The sequence below is a fragment of the Bradyrhizobium sp. 17 genome (assembly GCF_023073515.1).
GTDB classification, from domain to species: Bacteria; Pseudomonadota; Alphaproteobacteria; order Rhizobiales; family Xanthobacteraceae; genus Bradyrhizobium; species Bradyrhizobium canariense_D.
In genome coordinates, this window is sequence record NZ_JADPJQ010000106.1 from 116407 (window position 1) to 134614 (window position 18208).

The window sequence follows — 18208 nt, forward strand, 5'->3', positions numbered from 1 at the left end:
AGTCGATGTTGGACACGTCCGCCAGGCAGGGGATACTCAAGCCCATCCGGCTCGTGATCGTCGATCCACAGCCGATCGTTCTGCAGGGACTGAGGTCGGTCCTCGGGACGCAGCCGGACTTCGACGTTGTCGCATCGTCCAGCGATCGGACAAGCTGCCTCGAAGCAATTCGGAAGCTGACACCTGACGTCGCGCTTCTTGCCGACAAGGTGCCGGATCTGACGGTCTCCGAGATCCTCGCGATTGTGAAGGCGGAGAAGCTCTCCACGCGCCTGGTGTTCTTCACCGAGTCCGATACCGACCACGATCTGACTTCAGCCATCGCAGCCGGCGCCTGCAGCGCAATTTCGAAGTATGCCTCTCCCGCCACGATGCTGCGATCGCTGCGGCTGATGACGAAGAGCGGCGTGGCACTGGAGAAGTCCGATCTCTCCGCACCCGGCAAGGAGGCGGACGGCGATAGCAAAGTCGAAGGGATGCTGGAGCTGTTGACGCAACGGGAACGTCAAATCGCACGACTCGTGGCGGAAGGAATGTCGAACAAGGAGATCGCGCGTCAGCTCAACGTTTCCGACGGGACGGTCAAGGTCCACCTGTACAATATTTTCCAGAAGCTTGAGATCACCAACAGAACTGTGCTCGCGACCATCGCATTGCTGCAACGGCCCTCCGGCCTGGCCGCGCTCTCCCTGGCATTTCTGGCGCTCGCAATTGCGGACGAACTCAAGGCGTCGGAAGCGAACGACATCTTCCCGGATGAGAACGGCGTCGGCCACGTGGACGAGCACGCGGGGTACGAGCCCTGGAAAAAAGGGATTCTCCGGCACCTCGTCGTCTGGGAATCCGGCGAGCCGCCCACGCAGGCCCAGAGAGACTTGTTCGCCAAGGCCGCCCAAATCACCAACCCGGCGGCGGCAATGGAAGCGCTACGCGCGGCCGAGCAATCCGGGGGCGCGAAAGCGTGGACGCACCACGCTCCTGCTGGATCGGGCGCGCCCGATCTTCCCGTGCCCTTACTGCGAGGAGCAAACGACATACAGGTCGGAGTTGACCCGGCCCCGGAACATCAATTCCCGCGGCTTCTTTCCAATGCGATGTCGATGCATGGAGGGTATGGCAACTTTGCTATTCTCACCGGTGCGTTGATCTACGCACTGGAGGATCCCCATCTCGCCGCCCACGCGCATGACCTTCGTCAAGCGTCGATCGACAGCATCCTGGCCGTCACTGAAGAGAGTGCGACCACAAAACTGGCCGCGATCACCCATGCTGCCGCCAATCATGCCGACAATTCAGCCCCGGGTTTCCTTTCGCACGATGTCCGCCTGTCTTTCGCCGCTGTGACCACTGGAAACGGCAACCTCGCTGAAGGTGCTCTGGGCGAAAAGGGCCCGGGCGATGCGGGTGACAATCTCCATAAATTTGTTGGCGCGGACCCTGGTCACGATGCCGGTGTCGGCGGGGGCGGCGACGTTGAAAAAATTGTTTATCGCTCCCCGATTGACTCCGAGTCTAACCAGTTCAAGTCGACCTCTTCCGACGCCGTGTTCGATTTCGCATCTGGGCCGGGCAGGATCAATCTTGCGGCTTTCGGAGCGCTTGCCTGGCTGCACATGACGGCGGCAACCAAGTCTATACCGCCACATACACTCGCCTGGGTCTACGACTCCGCAAGCAACGAGACGATCGTCTATGTGAATGCGACCGATCATATCCTTGATATCGGCGATCGCGGCCTGCTGGAAATCCATCTCGAGGGGATCGTGGCCGTTGCGGAGGCGGATGTCGGCTCCGAGCCAGATGGCGCGGCTGTTGCGACCACCTTGGAGCAGCTCGAAGCCGCGCTGATACCGGCGATCGCAACCGATGAGGCCGCTCTGACGAAGGATCATGTCCAAACCAGTATCGAGGGGAGCGAGAGCTCGCTCGGGACGGCCGGAGCCTGGGCCCTTCTGGCCAACAACGGCTCGGGTTTCCATTTCGGGCAGACCCGGACCGGCTTGGGAGCGCCGACGAGGCTCAGAAGCTCCAGCGACGCGTCGGCGGATGCAACGGAAGAGAGCGATGCTGCATCTGCCGCGTCGGCTCACGCATCATCCATCGAGCTTGCTCATAGCGCGACGGCGCCGACAGTCGCAAATGTCGCATCGAACAGTGGTCCGATCAATGCGGGCAACGGCGTTTCGCCGACGGGGCCCAACGAGATCGGCCAACCCAGCGTCGTAACCGCCGACAGCGCGGGGCACGGCAACTCGCAGCACGCTTCGGACCCATCGACTGAAGCTGGCTCCAAACCGGACAACGGCGTCGGCCATGACGCCGAGCATCACGATAAGGCCTCGGACGCTCCAGGAGGGTCAGCGAAGAACGCAGAACCAGACGGCGCGGAACACGGCAAAGCCGGGCACTCAAATGCTGCAAAAGCACCGGACGCAGCCGAGACCGATCCGGACGTCGCAACGGCCGCCGACGCGGGTCACGGCAACTCGAAGCACGCTTCGGAGCCGGGGTCTGCAAAGGCGGCAGCCGACGAATCGACTGAAGCTGGCTCCAAAGCGGGCCACGGCGTCGGCAATGGCGCCGAGCATCACGCTTCAGCTTCGGAAGCTCCGGGAGGGCCAGCGAAGAAGGCCGACCCAGTCGGCGCCGAACACGGCAAATCCGGGCACTCCGCCGCCCCAAACGCACCAGACGCAGGCGAGATCGATCCGGGCGCCGCGATAGCCGCCGGTGCAGGCCACGGCAACCCGCAGCACGCATCGGAGCCAGGGTCCGCAAAGGCCGCAGCCACCGAATCGACTGAAGCTGGCTCCAAACCAGGCCACGGCGTCGGCAATGACGCCGAGCATCACGCTTCGGCTTCTGACGCTGCGCACGGACCAGCGAAGACGGCAGAACCAGGCGGCGCGGAACACGGCAAATCCGGACACTCAGCCGCCCCAAACGCACCGGCCGCAGCCGAGATCGATCAGGGCGCCGCAACGGTCGCCGGCGCGGGCCACGACAACCCGCAGCACGCATCGGAGCCAGGATCCGCAAAGGCGGCAAGCACGGGATCGACGGAAGATGGGGGCAAACCGGGCAACGGCGCCGGCGATGGCGCCGAGCATCACGCTTCGGCTTCGGAAGCTCCGGGAGGGTCAGCGCAGAAGGCAGAACCAGACGGCGCGGAACACGGAAAATCCGGGCACTCAGCCGCTGCAAGCCCGCCGGACGGAGCAGCGATCGATCCGGCCGCCGCAACGCCCGCCAGCGCGGGCCACGGCAACTCGCAACGCGCTTCGGAGCCAGGATCTGCAAAGGCGGCAAGCACGGAATCGACGGAACATGGAGGCAAACCGGGCAACGGCGCCGGCGATGGCGCCGAGCATCCCTCTTCGGCTTCGCAGGCTGCGGGGACCGTGAAGACAGCAGAACCAGCCACCGTGGACCACGGTAACTCGCAGCACGCTGCGCAATCTGCAGCAATCGCAGACGACGCACACACGGCCAAGGCTGCGTTCGAAACCGGCGGCGCAGACCAGGGACCGGTATTCCGGTTCGATAGCGGCGTAGCTCCTTCTGCTTTCGTCGAGATAGTCGGACTGAAAGAGTTCAATCATCCGCTGGATGCGCACGTTCCGCCCGGTCAGGAAGAAGGCCTCGGGTTCAACGTCAAGCTCGTCCCTCATGCACTGAACGGACACGCGGACGATCACGGCACCAACAGCCCGCACCAAGCGATTCTACCTGCGCATCATGATTTGCTGATCTGAACCGCTGCATCGTCATTGACCGAAAATGGCAACTGTCACCGTAGCCACGGCTCAGGAACGCGACGCCTTTGGCGGATCAGCCTGATGGGGAGCAGTTGTTCAGGGTTGCAGCCGTGAGAGCAGACGTTGCCGATCCTGATCGCGACCTCGCTGCTCCATGCGCATCCGTTCAAGTTCGCCTTCAGCTTTGGTTGTGTCCTCGTTCTGGCGCTTCATTTCGATGATCAGCGCCTCCTGCTCGGCGAGCCGGCGTTCTCCTTCGACGACGTCGCGCTCGATCTGCCTCAGCTCATCGTATATCGCCGTCGTGTACATCCCGATCCTCGCGCGGCCGTGCTGCGAAGCACGCCGCAGAGTAGGTTTCGCTTCGTGCAGGGCCTTTATCGGGCGCGCGGTGCGGCTATGACCACAGCGCGACGCGTATGGCTTTTAACTCAGCCAGCTTCGCGAACGTTCCGGCTGATGCCATTTTTTCCCGGGCTTTGATCGATCGCACGAGAGGCCATGTTGTTAACCGATCCCCTTGGCGGAAGCGGATCGCCAACTGCCCGGAACGGATCTCGTCAAGCGAGCGCACCCGTTGTCGGCGACAGTGCACTCGGCCCAGGGCTGCGCGTCAGCCAAGTTGCAAACAAGCGGTCGGCACAATATCGTCGATCGTCCGCGCCGATGTCTGACGTTCAATCTCCCTCAGGAACCAACCCTATGAATGTGGTCTCACTGCCCAGCGGGATCCATCGCCCTCCAGGGAAGGTCGATATCCCATCCGCCTGGGAGGGGGCTGAGATGAAAGCCAATCCTGATCGATGGTTGATATCGCTTGCTGCCGGCGAAATCGCCGAACTCGAGGGCGTGGCTGAAACATATCTTGGCAGAAACAAAAAAATCGCCGAGATCACGAAGGAAAGCTTTCCGCTTCCCCATCTCGGCGCGCACCTGGAAGATCTCAAGAAGAAGCTCCTGGTAGGCATTGGCTTCGAAGTGATCCGCGGCCTCCCGGTGGCAAAATACAGTCAGGAGTTTGCCGCTACGATCTTTTGCGGAGTGGGCGCCCATCTTGGATCGGCGCGGTCTCAGAATGCAGCGGGCCACATTCTCGGTCACGTCCGTGACACCGGCGCCGATGCTAAGGATCCGAACACCCGAATTTATCAAACCTCGGAACGGCAAACATTCCACACGGATTCGTCCGACGTGGTTGGATTGTTATGCATTCGCGAGGCGAGGAGGGAGGGGATTCTCTCCTTGTCAGTACGACGACAATCTACAACGAGATGTTTGACAGACGTCCCGACCTTGCCGCTCTCTTGTTTGATCCGATCGCGACGGACCGACGAGGCGAGGTGCCGGAGAACGAAAAGCCATATCTTGAAATCCCGGTGCTGAATTGGCATGCGGGGTTCCTGACCGGGTTTTATCAGCGCCAATATATCGATAGTGCGCAGCGCTTTCCCGATGCGCCGAGACTGACGCCGGCTCACGTCGAGGCGCTCGATCTTTTTGACGCGCTCGCAAATGATCCCGCGCTGCATTTCGGCATGCGGCTTCAGCCGGGCGACATGCAGTTCGTTTACAATCATGCCTTGCTGCATGACCGGACCGGATTCCGCGATTGGCCCGATGCAGGCCAGAAGCGTCATTTATTGCGCCTTTGGCTCAGCATGGAAGGCGACCGGCCGTTGCCCGATTGCTTCAAGCAGCGCTATGGCTCGATCGAGATCGGTAACCGTGGCGGCATCATCACCAAAGGGACCAGTTTGAACGTTCCGTTGGATTGACGTTCGAGCATCCAGCGATGTCCGCTCTCGTGCCGATATGGACAGAGGAGCGGACACCAAGTTGGGCGGAGCCGAGCACCCCGACCTAATGAGGACGCGGCCTCAGCCGCGCTTACTCCTCGTCTTCGTCGTCTTCATCCTCGTCTTCGTCGTCGAGCTCTTCCAGGTGCTCGAGCACCGCAAGCGGGAGCGTCTCGCGAAACAGATCGCCCTCCGCGCCCATCCAGAGACAGATCACGTCGTCGCCCTTCACGTCCGCGACGGTGAGCGGCTGCCCGCCGGATTTCAGCATGACGATATCGCCGGCTTTTAGTTCCATGGATGGTCCTTTCGGGTTGATTGACGGCGAAGCTAGCAAACCGGCATGACATGCCGATCACGGGCTACTCGGTCAGTGGATGTGTTGCGGTAGCGCGCATCCGCCGGCCAGACTGCTGAAACGTCGATCAGAGAGCTTTAGGCCGGAGCGATCCCATCACGAGAGGCAATGGTGCCTGTTCGATGGATGGCACAAGGGCTCTTCCGTCCCGTGCGTCGCGACCATGACACCATGCGCCTGTTTTGCCCGACGGCGCAAATGATTTCGTCAGATCCGCAGTTTGCGCTTGCCGCAAGTCCTTGATTTTGCTGCGGCCGTCTACTGTGCATGGGGTTGTTTTCGACGTTTTTGTTTGCGCACCCCGATTGCAGTCAGTCCGGCACCAGTTCTGTCAGCGAGCGGATGATGCGGTCGGGCTTGACGATCGTGCCTTCGGGCAGGCCGTCGCCATGCACGTCGATCCAGATCGCATAGATGCCGAGACGCTGCGGCGTCACGACTTCCCATTCCAGATTGTCGCCGATCATCCATGTGTCCTTGGCGGTGACGCCGAGCGCCTCCATCGCGTGCAGATAGGCACGCTCCTCGGGCTTGCCGAAACCGTGCTCGCCCTCGATCTGGATGTGGTGGAAGCGGTGCGCCAGCTCGAAGCGTTCGACCTTGGCGCGCTGGGTGTCCGCGGCGCCGTTGGTCACCAATGCGAGCTTGATGCCGAGCGCCTTGAGCCTGTCGATAGCGTCATGCGCGCCGGGGAAGACGAACATCTCCTCCTCGCGATAGGCGGTGAAGCGGTCGGCCAGGCGAATGGCGAGGTCGTCGGGCAGGGCGCGATGACCGGCGGCCGCGAGCGCGGTGAAACCGCCCTTGACGGTGAGATGCCGGGCCTCGGCGAGCTTCATCCGCCAGGAAGCGTCCGCATTGGCCCAGAAATTCTTCGCGAAGGCCAGGACGGTGCTCGCGACCAGTTGCGGCGGCAGCGGCGCGAGTTCCTCGGCGAACTCCGCTGTGATCGTGTTCCAGGCGATCTCGGGCCGCGCATAGGCCGACAGGATGGTGTCGTCCATGTCGATCAGCATGGCGCGCGGCAGCGGTCTCATCGCGGGCTTCATCGTCGTCATGGCCATTTCACCACCGGTGGCAGCGACGACAGGATCGAATCCACATTGCCGCCGGTCTTGAGACCGAAGATGGTGCCGCGGTCGTAGAGCAGGTTGAACTCGACATAGCGGCCGCGCCGGATCAATTGCTCCTCGCGATCCTCCGCGGTCCAGCTTGTCGCGAAATTGCGCCGCACGATGTCGGGATAGACCTTCAGGAAGGCGCGGCCGACATCCCGGGTGAAGGCGAGGTCGGCGTCCCAGTCGCCGCTGTCGTGCCAGTCGTAGAAGATGCCGCCGATGCCGCGCGCCTCTTTGCGGTGCGGCAGGTGGAAATACTCGTCGCACCACTTCTTGTACTTGTCGTAATCGGCGATGCCGTTCGGCTGCGTGCAGGCCTGTTTCATTGCGGCGTGGAAGGCGATGCTATCGGCATCGTCCTGCGTGCGCCGGCGGTCGAGCACCGGCGTAAGATCGGCGCCGCCGCCGAACCAGGCTTTGGTGGTGACGACGAAGCGCGTGTTCATGTGCACCGCCGGCACGTGCGGATTGCGCAGATGCGCAATCAGCGAGATGCCGGAGGCCCAGAACTTCGGGTCGTCCGCCGCGCCCGGAATTTGCGCGCGAAACTCTGGCGCGAATTCGCCGTGCACGGTGGAGCAATGCACGCCGACCTTCTCGAACAGGCGGCCTGACATCATCGACATCACGCCGCCGCCGCCGGCCGCGCCGGTATGATCGGTGCGCTGCCAGGGTGTGCGTTTGAAGCGGCCGGCCTCACCGGGATAAAGGCTCTCGGGGGCATCGTCCTCCAGCCGCTCGAAGCTCGCGCAGATGTCGTCGCGCAAGGCTTCGAACCAGGCGCGTGCGCGCGTCTTGCGGTCTTCGATCGAGCTCGGGTCCAATGTGGATGTCATTCCGTCAGCCCTGCGGACCGTAATAGGTGCAGCTCTCGTTGCAACTGTCGCGATGGATGCTGACGCGGGTGAGCTTGCCGATAGGGGCCAGCCGCTCCCAGACGAAGCGCGAGAGGTTTTCCAGCGTCGGTGTGCCCAGCGCCTCGATCTTGTTGAGGTACTTGTGATCAAGCGTCATCCGCACGTCATCGATGGCTCGCTGGACCAGGCCGAGATCGACCACCATGCCGGTTTTGGGATCGGGCGTGCCGCGCAGCGTCACCTCGGCGCGGAAGGAGTGGCCGTGGATCTCTTCGCTGGCCGCGCCGAACGTCGTTCCCGACAATGAGTGCGCCGCCTCGAAGCGAAACGATTTCGTCAATTCCCACATCTGTTCGAAAACCAATCCTATCTGATACCGAGCGACTTATGCGTCTGCACGCTGAGCCGCCATTGCGGATGATTGAGGCAATAGTCGATGGCGCCCGCGGTGTTTTGGGCGACCTCGGGCCCGTCCATCGGCTGCAACGAGAAGCGCTCGAAGGCGAGATCCGCGAAGGCCTCCGGCATGGCGAGCGGTTGTGGATAGACCAGCTTCAGCTCGTGGCCGCGCCGGATCACCAGATCGCTGCCGCCCTTTGGGCTGACGCAGATCCAGTCGAGCCCCTCGGGCGGGGCGATGGTGCCGTTGGTCTCGACGCCGATCTCGAAGCCGCGGGCATGGAGCGCGTCGACCAGCGCGGTATCGACCTGGAGCAGCGGCTCGCCGCCGGTGAGCACCACATAGCGGTTGTCGGTGGAGGCTGTCCATTGCGCGGCGATGGTGTCTGCGAGTTCCGCGGCCGAGCCATAGCGACCGCCGAGGGTGCCGTTGGTGCCGACGAAATCGGTGTCGCAGAATTTGCAAGTGGCCTCCTGACGGTCGGCCTCGCGCCCGCTCCAGAGATTGCAGCCGGCAAAACGGCAAAACACGGACGCGCGCCCGGCATGGGCGCCTTCGCCTTGCAAGGTCAGGAAGATTTCCTTGACCGCGTAACTCAACCGTCTCTCCTCAACATCTCAAACTTGCGGGTTCCGGAGCTGCCTTAGCGCTTCGCCTGCGGCCATCGCCGCGGTCATGGCGACATTGAGCGACCTCAGCCCCGGAGCGATCGGGATCACCAGCCGCGCGTCCGCCGCCTCGACCACCGCCTCGGTGACGCCGGCGCTCTCGCGCCCGAATAGCAGGATGTCCGCCGTCTGGTAACGGAAATCGCGGTAGTCGGTCGCCCCCTTGGTGGTGAACAGCAGCAGGCGAGCGCCTTGCGCCGCCCGCCATTGCTCGAACTTTGACCAGGAGTCATGCCTGACGATGCTGACCTGATCGAGGTAGTCCATTCCCGCCCTGCGGAAATGCCGGTCGGAGACCGGGAAGCCCGCCGGTTCGATGATATGGGCGGCCATGCCCAGACAGGCGCAGAGCCTGAGAATCGTGCCGGTGTTCTGGGGGATGTCGGGTTGGAAAAGCGCTATCTGCATGGGCGGTGCCGGGTTCGGTGCGGGCCGGAAATGTCTCAATAAAACATCGCTGGCCGCGGAATTCGTGCATTGCACGCTCCCGCGCCGATAGCGGGCTTGCGCTCGCCCGGCAAGGGTGCCAATAGAACGATTCTGGACTGCTGTTTTCGCCTTGTTTTGGTGGGGGCACGCGAAGTTCTGCCGCCGCGGGGGGCCGCGGGCGCCGGCAGGCTGTTCCGGGGACCTTGGGGGCTCCCGGAGCGGTTCCGCCGGCTGCATAAGAAGAAAGGGTTGGAATCGTGACGACAGCGTCTTCGGCGGACCATCCGACACGCCGTGATTTCTTATTCGTTGCAACGGGGGCAGCTGCAGCAGTAGGGGGCGCAGCCGCGCTCTGGCCCTTTATCTCCCAAATGAATCCTGATGCGTCGACCATCGCCGCTGGTGCGCCGATCGAGGTCGATCTCAGCCCGGTTGCCGAGGGGCAGGACATCAAGGTGTTCTGGCGCGGTAAGCCGATCTATATCAGCCACCGCACCAAGAAGCAGATCGACGAGGCGCGCGCCGTCAACGTGGCGAGCCTGCCCGATCCGCAGTCCGACGAGGCCCGGGTCAAGTCCGGCCATGAGCAGTGGCTGGTCGTGATCGGCATCTGCACCCATCTCGGCTGCATCCCGATCGCCCATGAAGGCAATTACGACGGGTTCTTCTGCCCCTGCCATGGTTCGCAGTACGATTCGTCCGGCCGCATCCGCCAGGGGCCCGCGCCCGCGAACCTGCCGGTGCCGCCGTACCAGTTCGTTTCCGACACCAAAATCCAGATCGGCTGAGCTTCGGGCCCTCGCCCGAAGCTTCGCGCCGTCTCGTCGTATTATTTCCTCAGGATCGCATCATGAGCGGACCATCCGACTACCAGCCGAGCAATCCGGCCCTGCAATGGATCGAGCGACGTCTGCCGATCCTCGGCCTCATGCACTCCTCCTTCGTGGTCTATCCCACCCCGCGCAACCTGAACTATTGGTGGACCTTCGGCGCCATCCTCTCCTTCATGCTGGGGATCCAGATCCTGACCGGCGTGATCCTGGCGATGCACTACACGCCGCATGCCGACCTCGCCTTCAAGTCGGTCGAGCTGCTCGTCCGTGACGTCAATTACGGCTGGCTGCTGCGCAACATGCATGCCGTCGGCGCCTCGATGTTCTTCGTCGCTGTCTACGTCCACATGCTGCGCGGCCTCTATTACGGCTCCTACAAGGAGCCGCGCGAGGTGCTGTGGATCCTTGGCGTCATCATCTACCTCCTGATGATGGCGACGGGCTTCATGGGCTACGTGCTGCCGTGGGGCCAGATGAGCTTCTGGGGCGCCACCGTCATCACCAATCTGTTCTCCGCCATCCCCTATGTCGGCGAGAGCATCGTGACGCTCTTGTGGGGCGGCTATTCGGTCGGCAACCCGACGCTGAACCGCTTCTTCTCGCTGCACTATCTACTGCCGTTCCTGATCGCGGGCGTCGTCGTGCTCCACGTCTGGGCGCTGCATGTCTCCGGCCAGAACAACCCTGATGGCGTCGAGCCCAAGACGGAAAAGGACACTGTTCCGTTCACGCCGCATGCAACCATCAAGGATATGTTCGGCGTCTCCTGCTTCATGCTGCTCTACGCCTGGTTCATCTTCTACATGCCGAATTATCTCGGCGACGCCGACAATTACATTCCGGCGAACCCGGGCGTGACGCCGCCGCACATCGTGCCGGAATGGTATTACCTGCCTTTCTACGCGATCCTGCGCTCGATCCCGAACAAGCTCGCGGGCGTGATCGGGATGTTCTCGGCGATCATCATCCTGTGCTTCCTGCCCTGGCTCGACGCCGCCAGGACGAAGTCGTCGAAGTACCGTCCGCTGGCCAAGCAGTTCTTCTGGATCTTCGTCGCGGTCTGCATCCTGCTCGGCTATCTCGGCGCGCAGCCGCCGGAAGGCATCTATGTGATCGCCGGCCGGGTCCTGACGTTCTGCTATTTCGCCTACTTCCTGATCGTGCTGCCGCTGCTCTCGCGGATCGAGAAGCCGCGTCCGGTGCCGAACTCGATCTCGGATGCCGTCCTGGCCAAAACCGGGAGCAGGTCGACGCCGATGGTGTCGAGCGCGATCGTGCTTGCGCTGGCGGGCGCGTTGTTTGCGGGCTCAGCCGACAGCGCGCGCGCCTCCGAAGGCAGCGACAAGCCGCCGGGCAACAAATGGTCGTTCGCCGGTCCGTTCGGCAAGTACGATCGCGGCGCATTGCAACGCGGCCTGAAGGTCTACAAGGAAGTCTGCGCCAACTGTCACGGCCTGTCCTACGTCGCCTTCCGCAATCTCGCGGAAGCCGGCGGTCCCGGCTATTCGGTCGCGCAGGCTGCAGCCTTCGCCTCCGACTACAAGGTCAAGGATGGTCCGAACGACGCCGGCGACATGTTCGAACGCGCGGGCCGGCCGGCGGATTATTTCCCCTCGCCATTCCCGAACGAGCAGGCGGCGCGTGCGGCGAACGGCGGCGCGGCGCCGCCGGATCTGTCGCTGATCACCAAGGCGCGTTCCTACGGCCGCGGCTTCCCGATCTTCATCGTCGACTTCTTCACCCAGTATCAGGAGCAGGGTCCGGACTACGTCTCGGCGCTGCTCCAGGGCTTTGAGGACAAGGCGCCCGAAGGTGTGACCATCCCGGAGGGCTCCTACTACAACAAGTACTTCCCGGGCCACGCCATCAAGATGCCGAAGCCGCTCAGCGACGGCCAGGTCACCTATGACGACGGCTCGCCGACCACGGTCGCGCAGTATTCCAAGGACGTCACCACGTTCCTGATGTGGACCGCCGAACCGCATATGGAAGCGCGCAAGCGCCTCGGTTTCCAGGTGTTCATCTTCCTGATCATCTTCGCCGGCCTGATGTACTTCACCAAGAAGAAGGTCTGGGCAGACTCGCACTGAGGGGCCCGAGGCGAGAATGAAGAGGCCCCCGCAAGGGGGCTTTTTTGTTGGGCACGAGAGTGTGTTGTCAGGCGCGATTGCCTATCGCCCGCTCAAACGCCAAAATGCCGCCAACCGCTCCCCAAAAACTCGTCGGAGGACACCATGGGAACCGCCATCACCTTCAAGCGCCCGGACGGCAAGGACGCATCGGGCTATCTCGCCAATGCCGCGCGCGGCAACGCGCCGGGCGTGGTGGTCATCCAGGAATGGTGGGGCCTGTCGGACCAAATCAAAGGCCTGTGCGATCGCTTCGCGCTCGCCGGTTTCGATGCGCTGGCGCCCGATCTCTACAAGGGCAAGGTGGTGCCGTATCACGACACCGACGCGGCTGGCAAAGAAATGAATTCGCTCGACTTCATGGACGCCACCACGCAGACCGTGCGCGGCGCCACGCAGTATCTGTCGCGCAACGGCGCCAAGGTGGGCCTGACTGGCTTCTGCCTCGGCGGCGCCGTCACCATCATCGGCGCGGTGCATGTGCCGGAGCTCGCCGCCGGTGTCGTGTTCTACGGCATTCCGCCAGAGCAGGCCGCCAAGCCGGCCGACGTCAAGATCCCGCTCCAGGCCCATTTCGCCAACAAGGACGATTGGTGCACGCCGGAGCTGGTCAACGGTTTCGAAAAGGCCATGAAGGCCGCCGGCAAGTCGCTGGAGCTGTTCCGCTATGACGCCGAGCACGCTTTCGTCAACGAGCAGCGCCAGGCCGTGCACGACCGGGAAGCCGCCGAGCTCGCCTGGGGCAGGGCGACGGAGTTTTTCAGGAAGCATCTGGGGTAGGTGTGCTGCGCCAGTCGCGCTACCATTTCAGTGTCGCCCCGGCCTGGTGCGCAATTGCCCGGCCTTCGCCGGGACGACTGTGGTGATCGGCGTTGAGCAGCCAGCCCAGCCAGCCTTGACGTCGTCCCCGCGCCATGGTGAGTATCCGCCCATGAGCACCGCCGTCCGCCCATCCCGTCTTTGGTGGCGCACCTCCTGAGAGGTGGCCGGTGCGATTTATTCTCCCAAAATCGTCTGAGGTCGCCCACGCAGTGCGGCGGCCTGATCGTTTGTCCTGTGTGGCGTTCCCTCGACAAGTTTCGTAAGAGGACCCCATGAACAGGACCGTCTTTGCCCTTCCGGCTCGAAGCGACTACGTGACCCGCGCAGGGCTTGCGATCACGCGCGTGGCGGAACAGTTTTCCGGCGGCGCCAACCGGCTCGACGATCTCGTCAGCCTGCTCGACCGTCGCCGCGGCGTGGTGCTGTCGTCGGGGACGACCGTGCCCGGCCGCTACGAGAGTTTTGACCTCGGCTTCTCCGATCCGCCGCTCAAGCTCGAGACCACCGGCGTCAATTTCAAGCTGGAAGCGCTGAACGCGCGCGGGGAGGTCCTGATCGCCTTCCTTGCGGATGTCTTGCGCGAGCCCTGCGTCGTGATCTCCGAGAAGACGCCCACGCGCCTTGCGGGTCATATCGTCCGCGGCGAAGCCCCGATCGACGAAGACCAGCGCACGCGGCGCGCCAGCGTGATGTCGCTGGTGCGCGATCTCGTCGCCGCTTTCTCCGCCAATGACGACGGCGTGCTCGGCCTGTTCGGCGCCTTCGCCTACGACCTCGTGTTCCAGATCGAGGACCTCGTGCAGAAGCGCGCGCGCGAGAGCGACCAGCGCGACATCGTGCTCTACGTCCCCGATCGCCTGCTCGCCTATGACCGCGCCACCGGCCGCGGCGTCGTGCTCACATACGATTTCGCGTGGAAGGGCAAGTCCACCGCGGGCCTGCCGCACGAGACCGCCGAGAGCCCCTACCTCAAGACACCGCGCCAGGGTTTTGCCGATCACGCCCCCGGCGAATATCAGGCCACTGTCGAGACCGCGCGCGCTGCCTTTGCGCGTGGCGATCTGTTCGAGGCGGTGCCGGGGCAGCTCTTCGCCGAGCCCTGCGACCGCTCGCCGGCGGAAGTGTTCCAGCGGCTCTGTGTCATCAATCCGTCGCCCTACGGCGCGCTGATGAATCTCGGCGAGGGCGAATTTCTCGTCTCGGCCTCTCCGGAAATGTTCGTGCGCTCGGACGGACGCCGGGTCGAGACCTGCCCGATCTCGGGGACGATCGCGCGCGGTACCGATGCGATCGGCGATGCCGAGCAGATCCGCCAGCTCCTGAACTCCGAGAAGGACGAGTTCGAGCTCAACATGTGCACCGACGTCGACCGCAACGACAAGGCGCGCGTCTGCGTTCCCGGCACCATCAAGGTGCTGGCGCGCCGGCAGATCGAGACCTATTCAAAACTGTTCCACACCGTCGACCATGTCGAAGGCATGCTGCGTCCCGGCTTCGATGCGCTCGACGCCTTTCTCACCCACGCCTGGGCCGTCACCGTCACTGGCGCACCAAAACTCTGGGCGATGCAGTTCGTCGAGGATCACGAGCGCTCGCCCCGCCGCTGGTATGCCGGCGCGATCGGGGCGGTGAATTTCGACGGCAGCATCAACACCGGCCTCACCATCCGGACCATCCGGATGAAGGAGGGCCTCGCGGAAGTGCGTGTCGGCGCCACCTGTCTGTTCGACTCCGATCCCGCCGCCGAGGACCGCGAATGCCAGGTCAAGGCCGCCGCCCTATTCCAGGCGCTGCGCGGTGATCCGCCGAAGCCGCTGTCGGCCTTTGCGCCCGATGCGACCGGAAGCGGCAAGAGGGTGCTGCTGATCGACCATGACGACAGCTTCGTCCATATGCTGGCCGATTACTTCCGCCAGGTCGGCGCCGACGTCACCGTGGTCCGCCATGTGCATGCGCTCGACATGCTCAAGCAGAAGCGGTGGGATTTGCTGGTGCTGTCGCCAGGGCCGGGCAGGCCCGAGGATTTTGGGATCAAGAAGACCATCGACGCGGCGCTGGAGGACAAGCTGCCGGTGTTCGGCGTCTGCCTCGGCGTCCAGGCGATCGGCGAGTATTTCGGCGGCGAGCTCGGGCAGCTCACGCATCCCGCCCATGGCCGGCCCTCGCGGGTTCAGGTACGTGGCGGGCGGCTGATGCGCAATCTGCCGAACGAGATCGTCATCGGCCGCTATCACTCGCTGTATGTCGAGCGCGACAGCATGCCGGAGGTGCTATCCGTCACCGCCAGCACCGAGGACGGCGTCGCCATGGCGCTCGAGCACAAGACCCTGCCGGTCGCCGGCGTGCAATTCCATCCGGAATCGCTGATGTCGCTGAGCGGCGAGGTGGGCTTACGAATTGTCGAGAACGCGTTCCGCCTGGATGCGTCGCGCTGATTGAGAGGCACCATGACTTTTGACCATGATCTGAAGGCGAGCGTCCGCACCATCCCGGACTATCCGAAACCCGGGATCTTGTTCCGCGACATCACCACGTTGCTCGCAGATGCGCGTGCGTTCCGCCGTGCGGTCGACGAACTCGTCAATCCCTGGGCCGGCAACAAGATCGACAAGGTCGCTGGCATGGAAGCGCGGGGCTTCATCATCGGTGGCGCGGTGGCGCACCAGGTTTCGGCCGGCTTCGTGCCGATCCGGAAAAAAGGCAAGCTGCCGCACACCACCGTGCGGATCGCTTACTCTCTCGAATACGGCATCGACGAGATGGAGATGCATGTCGACGCCATCCAGCCGGGTGAGCGCGTGATCCTGGTCGACGACCTCATCGCCACCGGCGGCACCGCGGAAGGCGCGGTGAAGCTGCTGCGCCAGATCGGCGCCAATGTGGTCGCCGCCTGCTTCATCATCGACCTGCCCGATCTCGGTGGCGCCGCCAAGCTGCGCGCGATGGACGTGCCGGTGCGCACGCTGATGACGTTCGAGGGGCACTGAGGGCAACGGCGCGGCTGGCGACGTTCAGATCGGCTCGGCCTTTAGCTCCGACAGCCAATGCAGCATGCGCTCTTTGAGGAGCGCATTCCGGACATAGTCGCTCGCCTCATCTTTCAGCCGCTCGCATTCGCCGAGCGTCAGGCCTGCCTCGCCATGCGTGTTCCACGCAGCCTGGAGGCTGCGGCAGGTGTGGCTACCCTGGCGCAGCGAGAACCAGATGCGGTTCTGGATCGTCTCGAGGTTCGGGGCTTGGCCGACCCAGGCCCCGCCCGTGGCCGCGCAGCGGACGACGTAGATGCCGGCAACGGTCTTCCGGTCCTTGTAGGCGGCGATCGCTGCTTTCCGGTCGATGGTCACGTGAGGGGCCTTGCTGAGGAACGCTTTGCGTGGACTCAGTAACCGCTGGGCCGCTCCGGGTCAATATCATCCGGGTAAAATATTCAGGACCGTTGCAGGATCAGGCTGAGCTCGAGCTCGCGGAAGGCGAGGTAATTGCGCCGGGTCCACTGGTGCAGCTCGGTCGAGGCATCCTTCTCCTGGCGCAGATAGCCGGTGAAGGAGAAGTTCAGGCGGCCGATATAGGTCTTCAGGAAGCCGGGCAGCGCCGGCAGGCGCAGCAGCCGGCCACCGGCCATCGCTTCCGGCAGCTCGCCGCGCACGATGTGCTCGTTGTCCACCGTGATCAGGTTGATCCGCGGGATCTGCTCGCGCAGCATCTCGTGGGCCCGGGCCGAGACGCGGTCGGTGTCAGCGACGAACAGGATCATCGGCGCGACGTGGCGGCGCGCCGCCTCTTTCAAGAGGCCGATCTCCTCGGTCATCTTGAAGAACTCGTCGAAGGCGTGGAAGCCGAGGTCGATCACCTTGGCAAGCCCGTCATCGACGATGACGCGATCCATCAGCTGCATCTTGCCATAGGTGTCGATCACGTCGGCGGTCTCGGTGATCGTTGGCAGATAGTCGAGCAGCGACGGCTCTTTGAGGTTGACGTCGAATGCCACGACGTTGCCGTTCTTGAGCAGCAAAAATTCGCTCAAAAGCCGCGCCAGCAGGGTCTTGCCGACCTGCGGGCGGGGCGAGCAAATGATGTAGAGGGGCGTCGCGGACATCGCTAGCTATATCAGTCGAACTTGGCGACCAATCCAGCCGTATCCGCCCGGCTTGCGCAACTATTTTTCGCTGTTGCGGGCTCCGGATTTCGTCGAGCCGACGATATCGGTCAGCCGGATCCGGTCGAATTCGCTCCAGACGTTCGCCAGCCAATGCCGGACATAACCGCGCAGCACGAAGGAGTAGTTGGCGGCTTCGTCGTTGACGCCCTTGTTGGCGACGAATTTCAGGAACGGGACGGAGGACACCTCGACCTGCTCATAGGCCATTTCGTTGAGCTTGGGGATGGTCAGCTCAGTCGCGTCCTTGATGCGGTTGAAATACGATTGGTAAGTCGCCTGATCCCACTGGAAGAACTGAGTATCGTTGATGAAGTTCTTCACCAGGAAATATTTCGCGCCGCCCATGAAGCCCGCGGTCTCGGCGATCTCGTCCAGCGAGGCGATCGAGGGTCCGAGGATGTGGAACACGGCGAAGGTGATCTGGCCGGCCTTGGCGGCGTCGAGGAATCCGATGTCGCGCAAGGAGGCGAGCGCCGGCGAGAGCAGGCCGGCCCGGACGTCGATCACGGTGACCGACGGGCTCGTCGCGTTGAGCGTATCGAAGATCTTCATCTGATCCGACGTCGTCGTCATGTCGACGATCTCGGTGATGTCAGGATGGAAGCGCTTCAGGGTTCCGCGCGGAGATTCGGTGTCGAAGGCGCGCGTCGGCACGTTGTTGGCGGAAAAATAATCGAGCAGGGTGCGCGACACCGTGGTCTTGCCGACCCCACCCTTGTCCGCGCCCACCACAACCACTGCCGGCTTTGCCATTGCTGTCCCCTAACGCGCGCCCCCGATCGCGAGGTTGCAATCGGACGGGCCCCAAATCGATGTCGCAGACATGTCCCAAGTCTGCTGTTGGGCGCGAACATGGCAGAAACAAGGGAGAATTCAATTCC

17 protein-coding genes and 1 pseudogene are annotated in these 18208 nt (G+C 63.4%); 8 read left to right on the forward strand and 10 right to left on the reverse strand.

Going from position 1 to position 18208, the window contains the following annotated elements; all coding sequences use genetic code 11:
• Nucleotides 1-5: 5 nt before the first annotated feature.
• Nucleotides 6-3755 (forward strand): LuxR C-terminal-related transcriptional regulator, encoded by a 3750-nt coding sequence (locus IVB13_RS21425; protein WP_247490355.1) that lies wholly within the window; start codon nt 6-8, stop codon nt 3753-3755.
• A 99-nt stretch (nt 3756-3854) separates the two neighbouring features.
• Here the strand turns inward: IVB13_RS21425 and IVB13_RS21430 are convergent, their stop codons facing one another.
• Nucleotides 3855-4070, reverse strand: coding sequence for a hypothetical protein (locus IVB13_RS21430; protein ID WP_018454947.1), 216 nt, complete (start codon nt 4068-4070; stop codon nt 3855-3857).
• Between the two features lie 471 nt (nt 4071-4541).
• Here IVB13_RS21430 and IVB13_RS40050 point away from each other — a divergent pair.
• Nucleotides 4542-4892, forward strand: a pseudogene (locus IVB13_RS40050) (TauD/TfdA family dioxygenase); the annotation flags it as partial.
• A gap of 71 nt (nt 4893-4963) precedes the next feature.
• A complete protein-coding gene (locus tag IVB13_RS40055) occupies nt 4964-5533 on the forward strand; it encodes a TauD/TfdA family dioxygenase (protein ID WP_253075498.1) in 570 nt (189 codons plus the stop codon).
• A 112-nt stretch (nt 5534-5645) separates the two neighbouring features.
• Here the strand turns inward: IVB13_RS40055 and IVB13_RS21440 are convergent, their stop codons facing one another.
• The 6 genes from IVB13_RS21440 to IVB13_RS21465 all read right to left on the reverse strand — a co-directional run bounded on the left by IVB13_RS21440 (nt 5646) and on the right by IVB13_RS21465 (nt 9363).
• On the reverse strand, nt 5646-5852 hold the full coding sequence (locus IVB13_RS21440; protein WP_018454945.1) for a DUF2158 domain-containing protein: 207 nt from the start codon (nt 5850-5852) through the stop codon (nt 5646-5648).
• Nucleotides 5853-6223: 371 nt separating this feature from the next.
• Complete coding sequence (locus IVB13_RS21445) at nt 6224-6976, reverse strand: HAD family hydrolase (RefSeq protein WP_085352642.1); 753 nt, start codon at nt 6974-6976, stop codon at nt 6224-6226.
• Nucleotides 6967-7866, reverse strand: a complete 900-nt coding sequence (gene hemF, locus IVB13_RS21450) for an oxygen-dependent coproporphyrinogen oxidase (protein WP_204513834.1) — start codon at nt 7864-7866, stop codon at nt 6967-6969. The genes IVB13_RS21445 and hemF overlap by 10 nt, the downstream gene beginning before the upstream one ends.
• A gap of 4 nt (nt 7867-7870) precedes the next feature.
• A complete protein-coding gene (locus IVB13_RS21455) occupies nt 7871-8236 on the reverse strand; it encodes a 6-carboxytetrahydropterin synthase (protein ID WP_085352700.1) in 366 nt (121 codons plus the stop codon).
• 17 nt (nt 8237-8253) lie between these two features.
• Nucleotides 8254-8886 (reverse strand): 7-carboxy-7-deazaguanine synthase, encoded by a 633-nt coding sequence (gene queE / locus IVB13_RS21460; protein WP_085352640.1) that lies wholly within the window; start codon nt 8884-8886, stop codon nt 8254-8256.
• Nucleotides 8887-8904: 18 nt separating this feature from the next.
• Nucleotides 8905-9363 (reverse strand): tRNA (cytidine(34)-2'-O)-methyltransferase, encoded by a 459-nt coding sequence (locus IVB13_RS21465; protein WP_018454940.1) that lies wholly within the window; start codon nt 9361-9363, stop codon nt 8905-8907.
• Nucleotides 9364-9641: 278 nt separating this feature from the next.
• Between IVB13_RS21465 and petA the strand changes: the two genes are divergently transcribed.
• The 5 genes from petA (at nt 9642) to IVB13_RS21490 (ending at nt 16155) form a co-directional block, all read left to right on the forward strand.
• Nucleotides 9642-10172: a ubiquinol-cytochrome c reductase iron-sulfur subunit gene (petA, locus tag IVB13_RS21470; protein WP_026232845.1), complete on the forward strand. Its 531-nt coding sequence runs from the start codon at nt 9642-9644 to the stop codon at nt 10170-10172.
• Between the two features lie 62 nt (nt 10173-10234).
• Nucleotides 10235-12307, forward strand: coding sequence for a cytochrome b/c1 (gene fbcH / locus IVB13_RS21475; RefSeq protein WP_247490357.1), 2073 nt, complete (start codon nt 10235-10237; stop codon nt 12305-12307).
• Nucleotides 12308-12451: 144 nt separating this feature from the next.
• On the forward strand, nt 12452-13126 hold the full coding sequence (locus IVB13_RS21480) for a dienelactone hydrolase family protein (protein ID WP_008134159.1): 675 nt from the start codon (nt 12452-12454) through the stop codon (nt 13124-13126).
• A gap of 314 nt (nt 13127-13440) precedes the next feature.
• Nucleotides 13441-15603, forward strand: coding sequence for an anthranilate synthase component I (locus tag IVB13_RS21485; protein WP_018454937.1), 2163 nt, complete (start codon nt 13441-13443; stop codon nt 15601-15603).
• A 12-nt stretch (nt 15604-15615) separates the two neighbouring features.
• Nucleotides 15616-16155: an adenine phosphoribosyltransferase gene (locus IVB13_RS21490; RefSeq protein WP_007595035.1), complete on the forward strand. Its 540-nt coding sequence runs from the start codon at nt 15616-15618 to the stop codon at nt 16153-16155.
• Between the two features lie 24 nt (nt 16156-16179).
• On the opposite strand, the gene IVB13_RS21495 is transcribed toward IVB13_RS21490, so the two are convergent.
• From IVB13_RS21495 to IVB13_RS21505, 3 genes are all read right to left on the reverse strand, one after another.
• Nucleotides 16180-16512 carry a GIY-YIG nuclease family protein gene (locus tag IVB13_RS21495; RefSeq protein WP_247490359.1) on the reverse strand — a complete coding sequence of 111 codons (333 nt, stop codon included), beginning with the start codon at nt 16510-16512 and terminating at the stop codon, nt 16180-16182.
• Nucleotides 16513-16595: 83 nt separating this feature from the next.
• Entirely contained in the window at nt 16596-17264 is a 669-nt protein-coding gene (locus tag IVB13_RS21500) for a hypothetical protein (RefSeq protein WP_247490361.1), read from the reverse strand.
• 60 nt (nt 17265-17324) lie between these two features.
• The gene (locus IVB13_RS21505) at nt 17325-18080 is read right to left on the reverse strand and encodes a hypothetical protein (protein WP_106945140.1); all 756 of its coding nucleotides are present in this window, start codon (nt 18078-18080) and stop codon (nt 17325-17327) included.
• Nucleotides 18081-18208: the final 128 nt, after the last annotated feature.